Annotated in this window: 17 protein-coding genes; 10 read left to right on the top strand and 7 right to left on the bottom strand. The window is 42.4% G+C overall.

Going from position 1 to position 19,351, the window contains the following annotated elements; translation table 11 throughout:
• The first annotated feature begins 323 nt into the window (after nt 1-323).
• The 6 genes from ACTRWI_RS09005 to ACTRWI_RS08980 all read left to right on the top strand — a co-directional run bounded on the left by ACTRWI_RS09005 (nt 324) and on the right by ACTRWI_RS08980 (nt 6,038).
• The gene (locus tag ACTRWI_RS09005; RefSeq protein ID WP_499130659.1) at nt 324-1,352 is read left to right on the top strand and encodes an amino acid ABC transporter substrate-binding protein; all 1,029 of its coding nucleotides are present in this window, start codon (nt 324-326) and stop codon (nt 1,350-1,352) included.
• A gap of 147 nt (nt 1,353-1,499) precedes the next feature.
• On the top strand, nt 1,500-2,705 hold the full coding sequence (locus ACTRWI_RS09000) for an amino acid ABC transporter permease (protein ID WP_499130657.1): 1,206 nt from the start codon (nt 1,500-1,502) through the stop codon (nt 2,703-2,705).
• A gap of 1 nt (nt 2,706) precedes the next feature.
• The gene (locus ACTRWI_RS08995) at nt 2,707-3,804 is read left to right on the top strand and encodes an amino acid ABC transporter permease (RefSeq protein WP_499130656.1); all 1,098 of its coding nucleotides are present in this window, start codon (nt 2,707-2,709) and stop codon (nt 3,802-3,804) included.
• Nucleotides 3,805-3,862: 58 nt separating this feature from the next.
• On the top strand, nt 3,863-4,591 hold the full coding sequence (locus ACTRWI_RS08990) for an amino acid ABC transporter ATP-binding protein (protein ID WP_499130705.1): 729 nt from the start codon (nt 3,863-3,865) through the stop codon (nt 4,589-4,591).
• A gap of 291 nt (nt 4,592-4,882) precedes the next feature.
• Nucleotides 4,883-5,548, top strand: coding sequence for a Bax inhibitor-1/YccA family protein (locus ACTRWI_RS08985; protein ID WP_008223498.1), 666 nt, complete (start codon nt 4,883-4,885; stop codon nt 5,546-5,548).
• A gap of 160 nt (nt 5,549-5,708) precedes the next feature.
• The gene (locus ACTRWI_RS08980) at nt 5,709-6,038 is read left to right on the top strand and encodes a TusE/DsrC/DsvC family sulfur relay protein (protein ID WP_008223499.1); all 330 of its coding nucleotides are present in this window, start codon (nt 5,709-5,711) and stop codon (nt 6,036-6,038) included.
• 44 nt (nt 6,039-6,082) lie between these two features.
• On the opposite strand, the gene yccX is transcribed toward ACTRWI_RS08980, so the two are convergent.
• Nucleotides 6,083-6,370 carry an acylphosphatase gene (gene yccX, locus ACTRWI_RS08975; RefSeq protein ID WP_499130653.1) on the bottom strand — a complete coding sequence of 96 codons (288 nt, stop codon included), beginning with the start codon at nt 6,368-6,370 and terminating at the stop codon, nt 6,083-6,085.
• Nucleotides 6,371-6,458: 88 nt separating this feature from the next.
• Between yccX and ACTRWI_RS08970 the strand changes: the two genes are divergently transcribed.
• The gene (locus ACTRWI_RS08970) at nt 6,459-7,862 is read left to right on the top strand and encodes a methyl-accepting chemotaxis protein (protein WP_499130652.1); all 1,404 of its coding nucleotides are present in this window, start codon (nt 6,459-6,461) and stop codon (nt 7,860-7,862) included.
• A gap of 150 nt (nt 7,863-8,012) precedes the next feature.
• Nucleotides 8,013-9,206 carry a class I SAM-dependent methyltransferase gene (locus ACTRWI_RS08965; protein WP_499130650.1) on the top strand — a complete coding sequence of 398 codons (1,194 nt, stop codon included), beginning with the start codon at nt 8,013-8,015 and terminating at the stop codon, nt 9,204-9,206.
• A 460-nt stretch (nt 9,207-9,666) separates the two neighbouring features.
• Here ACTRWI_RS08965 and ACTRWI_RS08960 read toward each other — a convergent pair whose 3' ends face one another.
• The 6 genes from ACTRWI_RS08960 to ACTRWI_RS08935 form a co-directional block, all read right to left on the bottom strand.
• On the bottom strand, nt 9,667-10,680 hold the full coding sequence (locus ACTRWI_RS08960; RefSeq protein WP_499130649.1) for a LacI family DNA-binding transcriptional regulator: 1,014 nt from the start codon (nt 10,678-10,680) through the stop codon (nt 9,667-9,669).
• Between the two features lie 518 nt (nt 10,681-11,198).
• Complete coding sequence (locus tag ACTRWI_RS08955; RefSeq protein ID WP_499130647.1) at nt 11,199-12,296, bottom strand: ABC transporter ATP-binding protein; 1,098 nt, start codon at nt 12,294-12,296, stop codon at nt 11,199-11,201.
• Between the two features lie 5 nt (nt 12,297-12,301).
• Nucleotides 12,302-13,264: a carbohydrate ABC transporter permease gene (locus ACTRWI_RS08950; protein WP_499130646.1), complete on the bottom strand. Its 963-nt coding sequence runs from the start codon at nt 13,262-13,264 to the stop codon at nt 12,302-12,304.
• Nucleotides 13,265-13,270: 6 nt separating this feature from the next.
• Nucleotides 13,271-14,134, bottom strand: coding sequence for a carbohydrate ABC transporter permease (locus tag ACTRWI_RS08945; protein WP_499130645.1), 864 nt, complete (start codon nt 14,132-14,134; stop codon nt 13,271-13,273).
• A 137-nt stretch (nt 14,135-14,271) separates the two neighbouring features.
• Nucleotides 14,272-15,627 carry an ABC transporter substrate-binding protein gene (locus ACTRWI_RS08940; RefSeq protein ID WP_499130643.1) on the bottom strand — a complete coding sequence of 452 codons (1,356 nt, stop codon included), beginning with the start codon at nt 15,625-15,627 and terminating at the stop codon, nt 14,272-14,274.
• 95 nt (nt 15,628-15,722) lie between these two features.
• Nucleotides 15,723-17,420: a sugar phosphorylase gene (locus ACTRWI_RS08935; RefSeq protein ID WP_499130642.1), complete on the bottom strand. Its 1,698-nt coding sequence runs from the start codon at nt 17,418-17,420 to the stop codon at nt 15,723-15,725.
• Between the two features lie 785 nt (nt 17,421-18,205).
• On the opposite strand from ACTRWI_RS08935, the gene ACTRWI_RS08930 reads away from it, so the two are divergent.
• Nucleotides 18,206-18,556: a DUF2750 domain-containing protein gene (locus ACTRWI_RS08930; RefSeq protein ID WP_499130641.1), complete on the top strand. Its 351-nt coding sequence runs from the start codon at nt 18,206-18,208 to the stop codon at nt 18,554-18,556.
• A 167-nt stretch (nt 18,557-18,723) separates the two neighbouring features.
• Nucleotides 18,724-19,251, top strand: a complete 528-nt coding sequence (locus ACTRWI_RS08925) for a hypothetical protein (RefSeq protein WP_499130639.1) — start codon at nt 18,724-18,726, stop codon at nt 19,249-19,251.
• The last annotated feature ends 100 nt before the right edge of the window (nt 19,252-19,351 follow it).

The raw sequence follows: 19,351 nt of genomic DNA, 5'->3' as shown, positions 1-19,351 counted from the left end.
CTGGTCGATTATCAATATAAAAATCTAAATCTTGTTGCACCAACAGTGTGAACCTTTGCGCTATTTACATTAAGTTAACATTTGGTCATTCTAAATGTGTTCGGATTTGTGATTTCATTCAAAAATCTTTTTAAATTATACATTTGTGAAACTGCAGATCCTTTCCTAACCTTATCAATAGTTGATTAAATCGCATACGGTTTCATTTGCAAAATGCAACTCGTTTGATTTGAACAACAAGGTCATAGAAAACGCAACACATATAGAAAAACTCAAATGAGCACGAGTATCAGGTGTCACCTGGTTAACAAGGAAGGATACAAATGACAAATAAACTAACACTTCTTGCTTCAGTAGTAGCTGCATCAACTGCGATGATGGCAACATCAGCATCAGCGGCAGAAAGCACTCTGGACAAAGTCACATCTCAAGGCTTCTTAACTTGTGGTGTAAGTACAGGTCTACCAGGGTTCTCTAACCCAAACTCAAAAGGTGAATGGGAAGGAATCGATGTTGAGTATTGTCAAGCTCTTGCAGCGGCTGTACTCGGTGACAAGACTAAAGTTAAGTATGTACCTCTAACAGCAAAAGAGCGTTTCACTGCGCTTCAATCTGGCGAAATCGACGTACTGTCTCGTAACACAACATGGACACTGCATCGTGACACGGCTCTGGGTCTGAACTTCGTAGGCGTTAACTACTACGATGGTCAAGGCTTCATGGTGAAGAAAGATCTTGGCCTAACCAGCGCTCTAGAACTTGACGGCGCTTCTGTATGTGTACAATCAGGTACAACGACTGAGCTAAACCTAGCCGATTACTTCCGTAATAATGGTATGTCTTATAAACCAGTGGTATTTGATACTGCAGCACAAACATCTAAAGGTTTCGACGCAGGTCGTTGTGACGTTCTTACTACAGACCAATCTGGTCTATACGCGCTTCGCTTAAACCTAGCTAATCCAAAATCAGCACAAGTTCTTCCTGAAATTATCTCTAAAGAGCCTCTAGGCCCAGTTGTTCGTCAAGATGATGACAAATGGTTCAACGTTGCTAAGTGGACACTTTCAGCAATGGTTAATGCAGAAGAGTACGGTATCTCCTCTAAAAATGCTGACGAAATGCTTAAGTCAAAAGATCCAAATATCAAGCGTATTCTTGGTGTAGACGGTCCTCAAGGTAAAGGCCTTGGCATTCGTGACGACTGGGGTTACCAAATCATCAAGCAAGTTGGTAATTACGGTGAGAGTTTCGAACGTACTGTTGGTACAGGTTCTCCACTTCAAATCGATCGTGGTGTAAATGCATTATGGAATTCGGGCGGCTTTATGTACGCTCCACCAATCCGTTAATAGCACACGACGTGATTACTTGTTCGTAAACGTTGCTATCAAGCTTTTTAGCGTGATTGCAACAAACCGAAAAATGAATAATTGAGTAACACGATTTAGGGCGGTTTTTCCGCCCTAAATATCAAATGGATTTGAGGTTATTGCAGTATGAAACCTAACAACACTCTTACTCCTTCCCAGGAAAAACCCGAAGCTAAAAGTGCTAACCTGTTATACAACCCGACTTTTCGATCTGTTGTTTTCCAGATCATCGCCATCGGAGCACTTGGCACCTTCTTCTATACTATTATAAATAACGCCCTTACCAACCTAGAAGCCCGGGGCATCGCCACTGGTTTTGACTTTTTAAGTCAAGAAGCGGGTTTTGGTATCGGCCTTACCCTCGTCGATTACGACGAAACCTTCTCATATGGTCGAACTTTCGTTGTCGGCTTATTAAACACCGCTTTAGTATCAGTGCTAGGCATTATTCTAGCCACAGTACTTGGTTTCACTATGGGGGTTGCTCGACTGTCATCTAACTGGCTAGTGAGTCGCTTTGCAGCGGTATACATTGAAATCTTCCGAAATATCCCACTACTACTTCAAATCTTCTTTTGGTATTTCGCGGTGCTTCAAGCACTCCCATCGGCAAGACAAAGTCTCAGTTTGGGTGAAGCTATATTCTTAAATGTGCGTGGCCTCTACTTGCCTGCTCCTGTTCTTGAACAAGGAAGCAGCTTCGTTATCGGCGCGTTAATTGTTGGCATCATTGCCACCATCATCATTAATATTTGGGCTAACAACAAACAGAAATTGACTGGTCAACAAACCCCGATGCTTCGAATCGCATTGAGCTTGATCTTTGGTCTACCTCTGGTTGTCTACTTTGTTCTTGGCATGCCGATTTCGGCGGAATATCCAGAATTGAAAGGCTTTAACTTCAGAGGTGGTATAAGCATCATCCCTGAATTAGCCGCTCTTGTATTAGCCTTGAGTATCTATACGGCATCTTTTATCGCAGAGATCGTTCGTTCTGGTATTAATGCGGTTAGCCACGGTCAAACAGAAGCAGCGATGTCTCTAGGTCTTCCTCGATCTCGCACATTAAAACTGGTTATTATTCCTCAAGCGCTGCGAATCATCATTCCACCGTTAACTAGCCAATACTTAAACCTTACTAAGAACTCTTCGTTAGCAATGGCTATTGGCTACCCTGACTTAGTTTCTGTGTTTGCAGGTACGACTCTCAACCAAACAGGTCAAGCAATCGAGATTATTGCCATGACCATGGGTGTATACCTAACGCTAAGCTTATTGACCTCTGCGTTAATGAATATCTATAACCGTAAAGTAGCATTGGTGGAGAGATAATATGAGCACACATCAATTTCAACCGGATCTTCCACCTCCCGCTAATACCGTTGGTGTCGTCGGTTGGTTAAGAAAGAACCTCTTTAATGGCCCAATCAACAGTATCGTTACCGTTGTTCTGGGTTACATCGCTTTTTCATTACTCTGGACAACGTTCGATTGGGCTTTCCTAAATGCAGACTGGGTCGGAACAACTCGTGATGCTTGTACTAGCGAAGGGGCTTGCTGGGTATTTATCAGCGTTCGATGGGATCAGTTCATGTATGGCTTCTACCCTGAAGCTGAACTGTGGCGCCCTCGCCTTTTCTACGCAACATTGGCTATCTTTGTCGCGCTATTAGCCTACGAGAAAACACCTAAACGCACTTGGATTTGGTTGTTCTTCGTAAACATCTACCCATTTATCATTGCTGGCTTGCTATACGGCGGTGTATTTGGATTGGAAGTGGTTGATACGCACAAATGGGGTGGCCTACTTGTTACGCTTATCATTGCGTTAGTGGGTATCGTTGTGTCACTGCCGATTGGTGTCGCCCTGGCACTTGGCCGTCGCTCTGAAATGCCGATCATCCGTAGTATTTGTACTGTATACATTGAAATTTGGCGTGGTGTTCCGCTGATTACGGTGTTATTCATGGCATCTGTAATGCTGCCACTATTCCTTACTGCGGGCTCTGAGACCGATAAATTATTCCGTGCGCTAGTAGGTGTGGTTCTATTTAGTGCCGCTTATATGGCCGAGGTAATTCGTGGTGGCCTGCAAGCTATTCCAAAAGGACAGTATGAAGCCGCTGACGCACTGGGCTTAACCTATTGGAAAAAGATGGGGCTGATTATTCTTCCTCAAGCACTGAAAATCACTATCCCATCAATCGTGAACACATTCATTGGCTTGTTCAAAGATACCAGTCTGGTACTTATCATCGGTATGTTCGATGTACTGGGTATTGGTCAAGCGGCGAACACCGATCCTGAGTGGTTAGGCTATGCAACAGAAAGTTATGTATTTGTCGCGTTAGTGTTCTGGGTGTTCTGTTTTGGTATGTCGAGATACTCGATATGGCTAGAAAACAGACTTCACACGGGTCACAAACGATAGTTAAAGAGATCAAGGACGTATTATGACGCAACAACAAAACAACGAATCTCAAGAATTGATGATTGAACTGAAAGATATGAACAAGTGGTACGGTGAGTTCCACGTTCTTAAGAACATCAATCTAGAAGTTAAGAAAGGTGAGAAAATCGTAATCTGTGGCCCTTCTGGCTCGGGTAAATCAACGATGATTCGCTGTATCAACCGATTAGAAGAGCACCAAAAAGGACACATCTTTGTTTCAGGTAATGAGCTAACTGAAGATCTAAAAAACATTGAAGCCGTACGTAAAGACGTAGGCATGTGTTTCCAGCACTTCAACCTGTTCCCTCACCTTACGGTATTAGAAAACTGTACCCTAGCTCCAATTTGGGTGAAGAAGATGCCGAAAGAAGAAGCTGAAGCGATTGCAATGAAATACCTAGAACGTGTCAAGATACCAGAGCAAGCAGACAAGTTCCCAGGTCAGCTTTCTGGTGGTCAGCAACAGCGTGTAGCGATTGCACGTTCATTGTGCATGAACCCACAAGTAATGTTGTTCGATGAACCAACTTCGGCACTTGACCCAGAGATGGTTCGTGAGGTTCTAGACGTTATGGTTGAATTAGCGGAAGAAGGCATGACCATGCTTTGTGTAACGCACGAAATGGGCTTTGCGAAAGAAGTAGCCGACCGAGTGATCTTTATGGATGCCGGAGAAATCATCGAGGAGAACAACCCTGTCGACTTCTTCGAAAATCCGCAGTCCGATCGAACTCAAAACTTCTTGAGTCAAATCTTACATCATTAATGTGTTATGATGCATAATTAAGAGAGGTGGCTTAGGTCTTCTTTTATTTTTAAAATTGATAGTTGGTTTATAGAAGGATATAAATGGTCAATGTAAGTATAAAGGTTAAACATCGGGCGTCGTGCACTTTGATATCCGAATAAGACATACTTTGTTACACCTTCAAAAATACTTAATCAGCTATTTTGATTATTATTTTAAGTATACAACTGGACTATAAGACTTGATTTTTCGAACTTTCAGCCCCATAAATGTACCAATACCTATTGAAGTCACCTTACGAGGAAGATTATGAACAGCCCTATGTTTTCACGCACAGCATCTCAAGAAAGTGCTCTGCAAACCAATAAAGTGTTGCGTAATACCTACGCACTACTGTCAATGACACTACTTTGGTCTGCTGTTGTAGCAGGCGTATCTATGGCGATGAACCTTCCTCGTCCTGGTCTTATCATGATGCTAGTTGGTTTCTACGGCCTACTTTTCCTAACAGAAAAGAACCGTGACAACAGCATGGGTCTAGTCTTTACGTTTCTGTTTACAGGCTTCCTAGGCTACACCATCGGTCCAATCTTAAATATGTACGTTGGCGCAGGCATGGGGGATGTTATCCTAACTGCTCTAGGCGGCACGGCATTAGCATTCATGGGTGCATCGGCTTACGCTCTTACGACTAAGCGTGATCTATCCTTCCTTAACGGTATGCTACTAGCAGGTTTCGTCGTATTACTTGTAGGTATGGTTGCAAATATCTTCCTACAAATGCCAATTCTGTCATTGGCAATGAGCGGTATGTTCATCCTGTTTTCGACTGGTGTTATTTTGCTAACAACGCAAAACATCATCCGTGGCGGTGAAACTAACTACATCTCAGCGACCGTTAGCCTATACGTATCTATCTACAACATCTTCATCAGCCTACTAAGCATCCTAGGCATCATGGGCAGCGACGACTAATAACTCGCCTAATTGAAGAATATCTAGCCCAAGAGTCCAATTCTTGGGCTTTTTTGTATCTATAGGATCAATATTTATCAAGATCGCTACGATAACTATTGAGAAAGGTAAACTTGGTCATGTACCCTATCTAAATAGTTAATTGGATTCTGGACCAAACATGTTTGAATATAACGGTAAGCAAATCGAAACCGACGCTCAAGGCTACCTATTGGATTACACACAATGGGAAGAAGGTATGATTGAAATTCTTGCACAAGACGAAGCCATTGAGCTTACTGAAGCACACCTAGAAGTCGTTCATTTTGTAAGGAGCTTTTACGAAGAGTTCAACACTTCCCCTGCTGTTCGTATGCTTGTTAAAGCGATGGAAAAAGCCCACGGTCCTGAAAAAGGCAACAGTAAATACCTGTTCAAATTATTCAAAAAAGGCCCAGCGAAACAAGCGACTAAACTCGCAGGCTTACCTAAACCAGCAAAGTGTCTGTAACAACCAATTACTGACTATCTCAATCAAATACTGTAGTCAGTTAGCTACAGTATTTGAAACTCCCCAATACGCACATTGCGCTTTTCATCCTCTCCCACCCTTTGCTTAACCACATTATCTACCGATGCGCTCGCAGGACCCACTTGCAACCAATGGTATAGCTTGTCTATCTGACCACTTTCGCCAACAGCCAACACTTCAACTCGACCATCATTTAAGTTCTTAGCGTACCCTGAAATCGCTAACTTCTGAGCTTGTCGACTGGTGTGATATCGAAAGCCAACACACTGAACTACGCCTGATACGACAAATATAGATTGTGAATTTTTCATTACGTTGCCTCATAAATTATATGAATGGTATAGTTGAGACTCTATTCATTCACCGTTTATTGGTGGACTTACTTCGAGTATAACGATTATGAAAGAAACCCCATTTCGTTGGATTGATAAATATCTCATCCACTTAAAAATCCAAGAAAAATTCTATCTCCTCTTTTTATTACCTCTTCTCGCTCTTGTTATATTAGCTCTCGTTTTAGATAGTGCAGCGGATTCATTACTGGCCCACCTTTATCAAGAAGAATTGCTCTTAATAAAGGGGCTTATCGAAGCTGGTCAACTCACCAAGGAGCAAGTTGTTCAACTGGTTAATAGCTCTGAAACTATCTCCCTTGGTTATGGCGCAGGCTCTATTTCAGTTATGAATGGTGCATTGAGCTTGGTTGCTAACCACGACCAAAACCTATGGTCTGCGCTTTCAGCAACTCAAATATCGATCATTGCGGTAACCCTAACTTTGATTGCACTCGGTGTTTACTACATCATGACTTTCATTGGCGGAGCGATGTTCTCTATGAACAAAGCACTGAGCACACTCGCGAATGGTGACCTAACTTGTCGTATGAACTACTTTCCGGTTCGTGATGAGTTTAGTGAAATCGCAATTACTATCGACAAAGTTGCGGAACGTGAGCAAAACATGGTGCTTTCGATTCAAGAGTCTGTAGCACTCATGCAGCAAATTAGTTCTGACCTAAATCAGTCGACGCAACAAAGTTCAGACATCTCAGGCAATCAGCAAGAACATTTGAACAGCTTAGCAAGCGCAACAGAACAAATGGCTGCGACAATTCGTGAGGTAGCAACCCTGGCTCATGCATCGAGTTCACAGACTATGGACGCTCGTGGTGTTGCACAAAGTGGCCAAGTTAAGGTTTCAAACACGCTGGAATCTATCTCTAACCTATCTCAAGAGATTCAATCTGCATCACAAGCCGTTGAAGAGCTGGATGCAAACGCAGCGCAAATTGATGAAGTAGTGACAACCATCAATGGTATTTCAGAACAGACCAACCTACTTGCATTGAACGCCGCTATCGAGGCGGCTCGTGCGGGCGAGCAAGGCCGCGGTTTTGCTGTTGTTGCCGATGAAGTTCGCGCACTTGCCGGTCGAACTCAACAAGCAACGGTTGAGATCCAAAGCATGATTGAATCATTACAACGTAACAGCCAATCGTTGACAAAGCTGATGGAAGTGACGGTGAACAACGCAAATGAAGGACAAACATTGATGTCTGAAGTGAATGTTGAAATCGGCTCACTCGCTGAAAAGAACCAATCAATTTCTGATAGCAGTACTCAAATCGCGACGGCAGCTGAAGAGCAAGGTGTTGTTGCTGACAACATTGCACAGAGCGTCGAAGAAATTCGTCATCAATCAGATAGCATCTGTGAAATGATCAGTAAGAGTAATTCTAATGTTGACCAGCTTCGTAAGCAAAGTGACACAATGGAAGGGTTATTGACAGGTCTTAAAGCATAATATTGGTCTTTCAAAGGCAATATTTCGAATATTGCAATCTATCTGATTAAAATCATGATAAGGGCTACTCGCGTAGCCCTTTCTTATTTGCTTTTCACCTGCACTTCCCCGACAATACCCTTCCTTCAAATTCAACAAACAGAGTAAATTATGACTCCTTCTATTCATCTAGCGAAAGGCCGTGACAAATCATTACGCCGTAAACACCCATGGGTATTTTCACGCGGTATCGATAAAGTCGAGGGCGAGCCAAAACAGGGTGAAACGGTAGACGTATATGCTCACAATGGTCAGTGGTTAGCGAAGGCAGCTTACTCTCCATCTTCTCAAATTCGAGCACGTGTTTGGACATTTGAAAAAGAAGAAATCAACAAAGTATTCTTCGTAAAACGAATTCAAGACGCACAATCATTACGTGAAGACATCATTGAACGTGATGGCCTAACGGGCTACCGCCTGACCGCTGCGGAATCAGACGGATTGCCGGGTATTACCATTGATAAGTATCAAGACTACTTGGTTTGCCAACTTCTCAGCGCAGGTGCTGAATTCAACAAAAACGTATTGGTAGAAGCTCTAATCGAATGCTTCCCAGACTGCAACATCTACGAGCGTTCAGATGTAGCGGTTCGTAAGAAAGAAGGCTTAGAACAAGTGGTTGGCATTCTTCACGGTGAAGAGCCACCAAAGTCTATAGTTATTGAAGAGAATGGCGTTAAGATCAGTGTAAATATCATGGAAGGCCACAAAACAGGCTTCTACATGGACCAGCGCGACAGCCGTAAAGAGTCGATGAAATACGTAAAGGGCAAAGATGTCCTTAACTGTTTCTCATACACTGGCGGTTTTGGCCTTTACGCACTTAAAGGCGACGCGAAGCGTGTTATCAACGCTGACGTATCTCAACTCGCACTTGATACAGCCAAATTCAACGCTGAACTTAACGAGTTTGATATTTCAAAAAAACGTGCCGTATTCCTTAATGCGGACGTTTTCAAGCTACTACGTGAGTACCGCGACCAGGGTACAAAGTTTGACGTTGTTATCATGGACCCACCAAAGTTTGTTTCAAGTAAGAACAACCTTACGTCTGGTGCAAACGGCTATAAAGATGTAAACATGTTAGCAATGCAGATCCTAAAACCAGGCGGCACGCTACTCACCTATTCTTGCTCTGGCTTAATGGGTACAGACCTATTCCAAAAAATCATCGCAGACGCAGCGATTGATGCAGGCAGAACCGTTAAGTTTGTCGAGCGCTTCGAGCAAGCAGCCGACCACCTAACCGACACGGCCTACCCAGAAGGTTTCTACCTTAAAGGCTTCGCTTGTAAGGTTCTCTAAAGCCATGGACTTTAAATATCTAGTTAGTAAGTGTTCATAAAGTTCTATTGACATGAAAATTGTCTTCTGGCGCACTTAATATGTCTTTAGGTATAATTGATCACCAAAGACTAAAATTCTCCACCTAAAGTCTCTTCAAGTTCGCCCTCATCAGACAGTCCTAAAGATCGCCAGAGCGAAAGATGATTAACGCTCTGGCGGTCGAAATTAGAGGAACTGAAGAAGGCCATAAAGGGCATCATTGAAAACTCACCCGAGTAAAAGACACGGATACCATAATTGATTGCTTCCCGGAGACTTGCCCTAGTTGTACTATGTCAAATATTCAAATCGATACTGACTGTTACTCCTTTCTAGCATTGTTATACCACACTATAGGTACAACAATGCTAGAAAGGATGTGGGCCCATCACATCAAGACATTCTTTGAACAGTTCGAAATTAATGACAACTTTCACCTCTACTCAATTAAGACGTTAGCGTCAGATTTACGGGCAATGATCTCGGCTTGATACCAGTTCTTAATCGTGAAATTTGTATTTTCTAGCCGATTCATCATCAATTTTGCCATCTCTTCGCCTACGGTAAGTGTGTCGTAGCGCAATGTGGTTATTGAGGGTTTGCTGTAGCGGCTGTGCTCGTAGTCACCATAGCCCGCTATCGCAATATTAAAGCCTGGCTCATAGCCTAATTTTTCGCACGCAGCTATAGTACCTAGCGCCATAATGTCATCGGCACAAAGGATCGAAGTAGGGTATTGAGCGAGAGACATTATTTCTTGGGTCATTATCATTGCTGCGTCTTCGTCTAACTCTCCATTGCGCAGCCATTGCTCATTGACTTCAAGATTCGCTTCTTTCATTGCTCTAAGGTACCCCTGCTTACGTGATTGAGATAGCGTAAGTTCGATCGGTGCATCAAGGAATGCTATACGTTTATGACCAAGATCAATCTGACGTTTGGTCAGCTGATAAAATGCATTATTGTTATCCACATCGACAAACATATCATCTCTGAAACCCTCTACGTAGCCGAGACAAACAAAAGGAAAATTACGCTCGTTAAGCATTGCTATACGTTCGTCGTTCTTCCGGGTACGAACAATGAAAAGCCCATCGACCATACCGCTCGAAATAAAATCCGCATAGACTTGTTGCTCTTCTTGACATTCAGCGGTGGTGGTAACAATTAGCTGATAATCGTATTTGGTTAAAAATGCAGAGGCACCAGCCAGTACTTTAGAGAATGCGGGAGAAATGAACATACGTGTATTTGCAGGCAGAATGATACCGATGTTTCTCGATTTACCTGAGGCTAAGCGCCTTGCTGTCGGATTAGCCTTATAGCCGATATCTTTCGCTGCTTGCAGAACTCTTTGGCGAGTGTTTGGATTTACATCAGGATAGCCATTGAGAGCACGCGAAATCGTAGATTTCGAAAGACTAAGATGTTCTGCAAGCTTTTTAATCGACATAGACTACTCCAATATAATTAAGCACCGACTTAAAACACTTTATTGTATTCAACTCTCAATTCATTTTAACAAAAGATTTATATTTAACTTTTTTGGCCTTGATGAGCGTAATATCAAATTTTTATTAGCACAATTTTAAAAGCACTCAATTCATCGGTTGACATTATTTCCAATGGACTTTAACACTTTGAAACCTCCTTCGAGTCAGATACCGAAAAAGTCTTTGCTTATTGGGAGTCATTGCTTATCCACTTAAGTGGTAGCTTAGTATTCTATCTATTCGTATGATATTGCACTGGCATTAAATCTCCCCCCCAAAAAACTTGACTAAACGGAATAGGCTGAAACTCAAATCGCCCCACTATCAGGCCTGCAGTTTAATGGGAACTTCTATCTTCGTGCTTGTTCATATTTCGGAGTTTGAAGCAAAACTTGAGTCTGATTTTAAACTCGTTAACAACTTGCTTAGTTAACCATTCCCCTCTCCCCCTAAAGAGAAGTTTAAGTGGTGAAGAGTTTTAGATGCGGTTCTCTGTTTCCTTATCAAAAATCAAGAGTCGTGATAGATCCAATAGGAGTTCCATTTTCTCACCACGAGCGATTTCAGAGCGAAGATCGAGTCTCGCTTTGACGTTCTCTTCACCGATTTTAAATAAGACTTCTTTGTCGAAGCCCATTGGCTCAACAAGTTCAACCAATGAGTCATCAAAGTTAAATGTTGAATCATTCTCGCCGAAGAAGTTCTTATCGTTGAAGAAATCAGGACGGATACCTACTTTCACTTCCATACCTTCAGCACCGATATCTTGATCGAATGACACATTGGTTAGAAGATTGCGCGGCAGTGTGTACTGACCCAATTCTAGGTGATCAGTGAACAAGCGACCTCTCAGAATGTTCATCGATGGAGAACCAATGAAGGTTGCGACAAAGATGTTATTCGGATTGAGGAAGATCTCCATTGGTGAGCCGACTTGTTCAATAATGCCATCACGTAGAACCACAACCTTATCCGCAAGCGTCATCGCTTCAACTTGGTCGTGCGTTACGTACACACTTGTACGACCAAACTTATTGTGAATTTGCGCAATCTCAGTACGCATGTGGTTACGCAGTTTCGCATCGAGGTTAGACAGTGGCTCATCGAATAAGAAACAGTCCGCATCACGAACAATCGCACGACCCATTGCCACCCGTTGACGTTGACCACCGGACAAATCAGCTGGCTTGCGTTCTAGGTACTCTTCAAGCTTTAGCATCTTTGCCACTTCATCAAGACGGCGTTGAATTTCAGCCTCATCCATTTTTAGGCGGCGAAGTGCAAACACGATGTTTTCTTTAACGGTCTTGTGTGGGTAAAGTGCGTAGTTCTGGAACACCATAGCGATGTTGCGGTTTTGAGGTTCCACATCGTTAACCACGCGTTCGCCAATAGCAATTTCACCTGATGTGGCTTGTTCGAGACCCGCAACCATACGCAGCGTGGTCGATTTTCCACAACCTGAGGGGCCAACCAATACAACAAATTCACCGTCCTCGATATCTAGGCTGATGTTTTTAACAACCTTAGTATCACCATAGTTTTTTACGATATTTTTTAGAGAAATAGCAGCCATAATAATTAACCTTTAACACCACCGTCAGTTTTACCACCGTCCATATGACGCATGGCGAACAAGAAACACACAACAACAGGAGCGAGAGTCAGCATGGAAGCTGCCATGATGCGATCCCAGATAGCATTTTTCGATACAAACAACTCTTGGAGAGCCAGTGGTAGTGTGTAGAATTCTTTAAATTGCTTTAAGAATACCGATGCAAATAGGTATTCGTTCCAACCAATGATGAAGCAGTACATAAATACCGTTGCCAGCATTGGTAGAGAAAGGGGCAGTACCACTTTCCAGATCGCTTCTTTACGCGAGTACCCGTCCATCATTGCCGCTTCCTCCAATGCAAATGGAATCGTGCGGAAGTAGTTACCCAACATATAAAGAGCAACGGGGAGTGTCTGTACGATATAGATGAGGAATAAGCTGATAATGCTTCCCCACATATTTGTAGCGAGCCCAACATTCATTGCCATTTGATACAAGGGGACCATTAACAGGACACCACCGACCATATAAACGAATAACACCGAACGTTGAACAACAACTTGACCACTAAAACGCAAGCGGGAGATAGAATACGCACCCATGACAGCGAAAATGAGGGCTACAACCGCAGCGCCCGCAGAGACCAAGAAGCTGTTAAGCATATATCGACCAAAGGGAAACACATCACTCTGATCAACGTATTTCGCCATGATGGCGTCTTTTTTAACCTGCGACAACTTAGGGTTGTCTAGAATTTTTTGAATCGCAGCAGGGATTTCTACAACTTTTTCTTCCGTTAACCCAAGTAGCTCTTTATAGGCCCCAAAGTTGACTACTTGCGGGATGAGCGATGGGTTTCCCCAATCAAATTGGTGTTTCAACGATGTTGACAAGATTTGAGCAAATGGAATTAAGCAAAAACTAACCAAAATGAAAATAGCGAATACAAATCCAATGCGACTTTTTAAAGTAGATTTACCTAACATAATCAATCACCACTTTAGAATTTTCTTTACATAAAACCAGATCAGCACACATAGAACGCTAAATTGAATAACGGATGTCGCGGCGGCAAGGCCTTGGTCAATTACGCCAGTAAATGCTTGATAATAAGTAAATACTGGGAGCGTTTCTACATTCGGTGCGAGTAGGTATACGTCTTCAAAACGATTCAGGTTCCAAATTAAACGCAAGATCACCACAGTCGCTAAGACGAAATAAATTTCGGGTAGAGTGACATGGAAAAAACGACCGATAGGGCCATAGCCATCGATTGCTGCGGCCTCATATTGATCCTTAGGAATAGAGGTTAATTTGGATAAAATTAACAGGTAAGCGATTGGAAAGTGTTTCCAAATATCAAAGAGGATTACGACCCAAATAGCGGAATCGGGTTCTCCGATCATGTTCGCACGCGCATCCCATAGATGCAATACGTCAACCATGAGCCAATTGAAAACACCGTTTACCGGGTCAAAAAGAAATTGCCAACCGAAAACGACTGAGATAACAGGCGCAAAATAAGGCATTAGGACGGCTGCACTGACAAGACCACGACCTTTAAAAGGCTCGCGCATCAGCAATGCGACGGCTAGTCCAAGTACTGTTGTCCCAACAACGGTACCAAAAAGATAAATACCAGTTGTTCCGATTGACGCGTAATAATTTGAGTTTGAGAGAAGTTTGGCATAATTCTCAATGCCAACAAATGTCTTATCTCCGTTCAGTTTTACATCAAAAAAACTTAGGTAGACATTAAAAACAATGGGATAGAGTATCAAAAGCCCAATGATGCCAATTGTTGGAGCGACAAGCTTCCACCCAAAGCGAGCTTCTGCTCTCTCTAATGCAGTCATGAAAAAGCTCCTTGTTAATTTGGGGCTAGAAGAACTCACGCTAGCCCCGCTTTAAAGGTTTGTTTACTAAATTAGCTTAAACAAATGCTTTATTTAGAATGGTATTGTTGGATGTCAGAGCATCTTTACTGAAAGAACTATTTTCCAATAAGCTCTTTCATTTGCTCTTCAGCCCAGTTCAAAGACTCTTGTGTATCTTTGCCTTCAATGACGGCACTGTAGATCATCCGTGGGATGATCTGTTTAGAGAAAATCTCTCCAGACTGAGGGAATGCCTTACCATCGACAACAGAAAAGTTTTTGATGTTATCAAAGCCTGCAATGATCTCTTTGATAGAGTCTTTGCCATAGTTTGCAAAAATACCTTTTGGATCATTGAGGAATTCATCCGTTCCAGCAATATCACGCAGCATAGGTAAGTGACCGCCGGGCGCCATGTGTGAATAAGCGACAACCTGATCTTTCTCGTTCATGTACTCAACGAACGCTTTTGCTGCTTCAACTTCAGCTTTGTCATCGTTTTTCATGATAGAGAAACCAACAAGTGTGCCGTATGATGACGACGTTGCTTTGGAAATCGTGGGAACAAGGCGAGTGTTTTTCGCTAAATCAGGGTCGAAGGTGGCACCTTTGAGATCTTTAAAGTTCTCGTTGGAGAGTGAGCCAGCAGCGACTTCAGCCAGTGCAATGTCATCCATGATGTATGTGGAATAGAAGAACATTGCAAGTTTGCCTTGTAGGTAGTAATCCCGAGCTCGCCAAGTTTGAGGTCCAGGTGGAGTAAACTTCGACAGCCCTTTGTAGTAATCTAATACTTCTTTTTGTGCCTTTGAGTTAAAAATGAGGTTACCATTTTTATCAAACTGACCAGCGTTATTAGACATAGCTAGCTGGGTATAAACTTGTTCAGCGAAGTTGTCTGCTTTTGTACCAATGAGGATCCCATATTGGTTGTCTTCAGGTTTATTAAAATACGCTGCAGCTTTTTGAATGTTTTCCCATGTTGTGGGTGGCTCTAGACCTGCATCTTCAAACCAATCTGCACGATACCAGATCCCTTGAACCCAACCACTGTAAGGAACAGAGACGTATTGGTTTTTCGTTTGATCTTTTATAAGGTTTAGAGCTCCAGTATAAAAGCGATCCATACCAACAGCTTTGACTACCTCAGTGGTTGCAACTTGATCGACAATACCTTGTTCAGAAAATGCGAGCGATAAATTTGAATCGACCTCAATGACATCAGGTAATGTATTTGATGCAGCAGCAGCGGCGATCTGTTTAGCCATATCGTTCTCGTCAACAGCAACAACTTTAACGTCGATGTCTGAATTGAGTGCTTCAAATACATCACCCATAACTTCGAGACTTTTGATACGATCGGATTGCGTTTGAGTTGTCCAATATTCTACAGTTGTTTTTGCATAAGTAATGCTTGATAGCGATAGGCTAACAGCAGCAAGTCCAAGGGTTAGAGTTTTAAGTTTCATCATTATTATCCTTATTGTAGGATTAGTTGTTATAGTTTCATCGGATGGATGTGAATAGATATTTTTGCCACCGATATCGCGGCAAAAATTTCATATTCTCACCTACTGATCCACATCACCTGATATGGTTTTAATGTAACCGTTTCAGCGACTTGTTGATTACTAATGAGGTCACATTTAGCATCAGTGAGCAGCAATGATGTGGTAAGTTTTACCTCTTCTGCACTAATGTTTATTGCGACTATCACCTTCTCACCACGAACAAAAGTGATAAGGCGCGAGTCAGTTTTCTCAATGCGCTGCGACGCACTTGGAGAGAAGGCATCTTCATTGGTACGCACACTCAGTAATTGTTTAAACCGGCCAAGAATTTGACTGCGATGCGAGATTGGAATTGCCAACTCGGTTTCAAGTGTATGGCGGTCTAGCTTCTCGCGATTAATTGCACGGTTGTAACCTAGACGCTCAAGACCTTCGATATCGTTCCGTGAACCAAACAGACTATGAACGTAGATACCCGGTACCCCCGCCGTTGATAAAAGAAGCGATTGAGCAGCCATAAATCGGTCAAGGTTGGTTTGGTAGTCAGCGTTGCTGTCACGAATCGCGTCAAAATAATTGATGTTCAACTCATACGGGCTTTGTGAGCCGTCTCCGTTGTTCTTGTAAGAAATTCGACCGCCGTTGCTTTTTACTACCTTAAGTAGATGATCAACCTGCTCTGTGCTAAGTATCCCTTCAACAGGGCGAACACCAATTCCGTCATGAGATGCTAGGAAATTAAAGAAGGTTGTTTGTTCGGAACAAGGCTCAAGAGTTGTCATCCAATCAACGATTTTTGTGCTATTCCCCGTCTGCAGCGTGTGCAGCGTTAGCGGTGGGAGGGGAAACTGGTATACAAGGTGCGCTTCGTTCTCACCATTACCAAAGTAGCTGATGTTGTCTTTGTGAGGGACGTTTGTCTCTGTGATGAGTTTTACGTGAGGCGCAACGGCACCCATTACTGCTCGCATTGCTTGAACAAGTGCGTGAGTTTGCGGTTGGTGAATGCATGGCGTATCCAGCTCTTTCCACATAAAGCCGATCGCATCCAAGCGGATAAATGAAGCGCCTTGCTCTGAGTAGAACATCAGTAATTCAACGATTTTCTGCAGAACTTCAGGGCAACGGAAGTTCAAATCAATCTGGTCTTCACTAAATGTTGTCCAAAGATGCTTAATACCATGAGTAGTATCGAATGGCGTCAGAAGTGGAAGCGCACGTGGGCGTGTTACCGAGCTGTAATCACGATTTGGGTCAGCTTCTGTGAAGAAGTCGCGATATTGCTCTTCACCTTTTAAGTAACCTTGGAACCAGCGGCTTGATTGAGAAATATGATTGATTACAGCATCAATCATCAGATCGTAGTCATGAGACAAATTTTGAACGTCGTTCCAATCACCTAGGTCAGGGTTGATCTTCCAGTAGTCAATCACAGAGAAACCATCATCAGAGGTATATGGGAAGCAAGGTAGGATGTGAACGGCAGATAATATGTCTTTCGCATGAAAGTTTAAAAATTCTTTCAGAGTTTGAAGAGGAGCCTTGCCCTCTTCTTGGATTGAGTCACCGTATGTAATGAGCATGACATCATTTTGGTCTACCCATTGTTTTTTATTATCAATCGTTTTGAACTTACTCATGGCCTCAATCAAGCTTTGAATAAGCTTGTTTAGCTGAGCTGGTGAATAGACGCCCGCTAAGATCTGTTCCAAATCTTTCCGCGCTGATTTTATTATTTGAGTATCCAGTGCCATTTTAGTATCCGTTCTTTCACTCTTATAAAGGCTTTCAAAATCGGTTTTGTTTGTTTTCAAATATCTGAGAAAATCGTAAGAATTATCCATGCTTTCTTACTGACCAAGTCAACAATAGTGGTTATTTTTTGATCTTTGCGTGATCGATGTCTCGATTTTTTAGTTTAAAAACCGGTTTTGATGGGTATTTAAATCGTGCGTTGAATAATACGCGCCAATTATTCGCGTATCGAAAGAGCAAACTAAAAGAGGGATTGTTTCAAAGATGTACTCGATCACCGAACACTCTTGACTTAAGAAATTATTTAACCAGTGTTCATCATGGTTCAAAGATGTCTGGGTTAGCTTTCTCACATCAACTGACTTGATTACACCGCTCTACACTAACATTGCTGACAGCCACTTTTTTTGCGTGTTTCGATGAGCGAATAATTCCTACTGAGTGATTTACCACCTGCATTTTAGGGCTATCTCCACTAAAGTTCAGCATCCCTCATGCCGATGCTATTCATCACACTCTCGGTGACTCGCTGACAAAAGTATTTGATCAACACTCAGTAATAAAGACCGCACAAGTTGATGTTGATTTAGTAAAAGCTTCAATATAAGTAATCGGAAAATGACACATTTTTACTAAAATCAAAAAGTAGCTATCATCGCACCTAACTGTACTGAAACGTTATCTGAATTTAACGTTTCAATGCCATGATATTTCCTTGAATAGCATGTACCTAAGCCCTCTATAATGTTAACCTGCCTAGGTTATCAACATAGAGAACTAATTCATGAGCAAACTAACAGCTGATACTCAAGCAAATCTAGAACTTTTCGTTTCTGAAACTCAAGAAACTAAACTGGTATGGGGCCTTCGCAACGAAGAAGGTTGGCTAGCATGTGACTCAAGTGAATTCGAAAACAGCGAAGTGATGCCTTTTTGGTCCTCAAAAGAAGATGCTCAAACTCACAACGTTGAAGAGTGGGCTGACTTTGAAGTATTAGAAATCCCACTAGACATCTTTGTCGAAGATTGGCTACTAACTCTTGCTGAAGATGGCGTACTGGTAGGTGTTAACTGGAACGAGTCTCTAGAAGGCAAAGAGCTTGAACCTTCTGAACTAGCGAAATTATACATCTAATTTCAAATATCGGCCGTACGAACCGAACCGTACGGCCGATATCTCTCTGATAAAAATAAATAAATTAGAGACCTAGTTCGCAATACCTCTTACAAATCCCCCTCAAAACATGAAGCAAGATCAAGCTAATCATAGAATATCTTTTTTTATCCTGATTGATAGTTCCTTTGACGCGTTCGATTTTCCATAGCTTTATATTCTTGGTTAGCTTTGCAACCCACTACCAGCTAGTCACTCCAAGTCGCTCTTCAAACTCATCTATCACTTTGCCAAATACGGTTAGTATCGACACTCCAAATGCTGATTGGAATGCACTCTATCTTACGACATTGATCCACTCTCCTTCCCGTGCATTTACCATGCTTCATACACGCTACATGAGTACAAACTCGTATGGAGAAAAGCTCTACCTTTCAGCTCTTCGGTATCAATACATGAGCGAGCGAGATCAACCATTTTATAGGATTGCATCTAATGACAACCAGTATCAAGCCATAGAGCAAGCATTTGTTGCCGCTCTCGTTGAAGACAATCAAGGACAGTATGAGCTCGCACAACAACGCTTCCTGATGCTGTTAGCAAAAATGCAATCTCGTGCAATTCAACCGGCAAAGCACTACTTAAGTACCAATTATGTCGCTCCCTCAACGAATAAGCTAAATATCATCAAGCAAACTACTATTGCTCGGGCTTGAATCCGACTTACATGATGCTATCGATCCTGTTCTGGCAAGTTCATTACTTATCGGGTCATCGCGAACAATCATCAATTTCGTAGTGACTACCATACAGCGC

The sequence above is a fragment of the Pseudoalteromonas sp. G5_S1_14_S5 genome, assembly GCF_054968605.1.
This window is presented reverse-complemented; position numbering and strand designations above follow the sequence as displayed.

Bases quoted from the DNA above. Each gene is read 5' to 3' on its own strand.
- ACTRWI_RS08965 (WP_499130650.1), top strand. From the start codon at position 8,013: ATGACTCCTTCTATTCATCTAGCGAAAGGCCGTGACAAATCATTACGC.
- ACTRWI_RS08940 (WP_499130643.1), bottom strand. From the start codon at position 15,627: ATGATGAAACTTAAAACTCTAACCCTTGGACTTGCTGCTGTTAGCCTA.
- ACTRWI_RS09000 (WP_499130657.1), top strand. From the start codon at position 1,500: ATGAAACCTAACAACACTCTTACTCCTTCCCAGGAAAAACCCGAAGCT.
- ACTRWI_RS08985 (WP_008223498.1), top strand. From the start codon at position 4,883: ATGAACAGCCCTATGTTTTCACGCACAGCATCTCAAGAAAGTGCTCTG.
- yccX (WP_499130653.1), bottom strand. From the start codon at position 6,370: ATGAAAAATTCACAATCTATATTTGTCGTATCAGGCGTAGTTCAGTGT.
- ACTRWI_RS08955 (WP_499130647.1), bottom strand. From the start codon at position 12,296: ATGGCTGCTATTTCTCTAAAAAATATCGTAAAAAACTATGGTGATACT.
- ACTRWI_RS08930 (WP_499130641.1), top strand. From the start codon at position 18,206: ATGAGCAAACTAACAGCTGATACTCAAGCAAATCTAGAACTTTTCGTT.
- ACTRWI_RS08970 (WP_499130652.1), top strand. From the start codon at position 6,459: ATGAAAGAAACCCCATTTCGTTGGATTGATAAATATCTCATCCACTTA.
- ACTRWI_RS08960 (WP_499130649.1), bottom strand. From the start codon at position 10,680: ATGTCGATTAAAAAGCTTGCAGAACATCTTAGTCTTTCGAAATCTACG.
- ACTRWI_RS09005 (WP_499130659.1), top strand. From the start codon at position 324: ATGACAAATAAACTAACACTTCTTGCTTCAGTAGTAGCTGCATCAACT.
- ACTRWI_RS08945 (WP_499130645.1), bottom strand. From the start codon at position 14,134: ATGACTGCATTAGAGAGAGCAGAAGCTCGCTTTGGGTGGAAGCTTGTC.
- ACTRWI_RS08935 (WP_499130642.1), bottom strand. From the start codon at position 17,420: ATGGCACTGGATACTCAAATAATAAAATCAGCGCGGAAAGATTTGGAA.
- ACTRWI_RS08995 (WP_499130656.1), top strand. From the start codon at position 2,707: ATGAGCACACATCAATTTCAACCGGATCTTCCACCTCCCGCTAATACC.
- ACTRWI_RS08980 (WP_008223499.1), top strand. From the start codon at position 5,709: ATGTTTGAATATAACGGTAAGCAAATCGAAACCGACGCTCAAGGCTAC.
- ACTRWI_RS08990 (WP_499130705.1), top strand. From the start codon at position 3,863: ATGATTGAACTGAAAGATATGAACAAGTGGTACGGTGAGTTCCACGTT.
- ACTRWI_RS08950 (WP_499130646.1), bottom strand. From the start codon at position 13,264: ATGTTAGGTAAATCTACTTTAAAAAGTCGCATTGGATTTGTATTCGCT.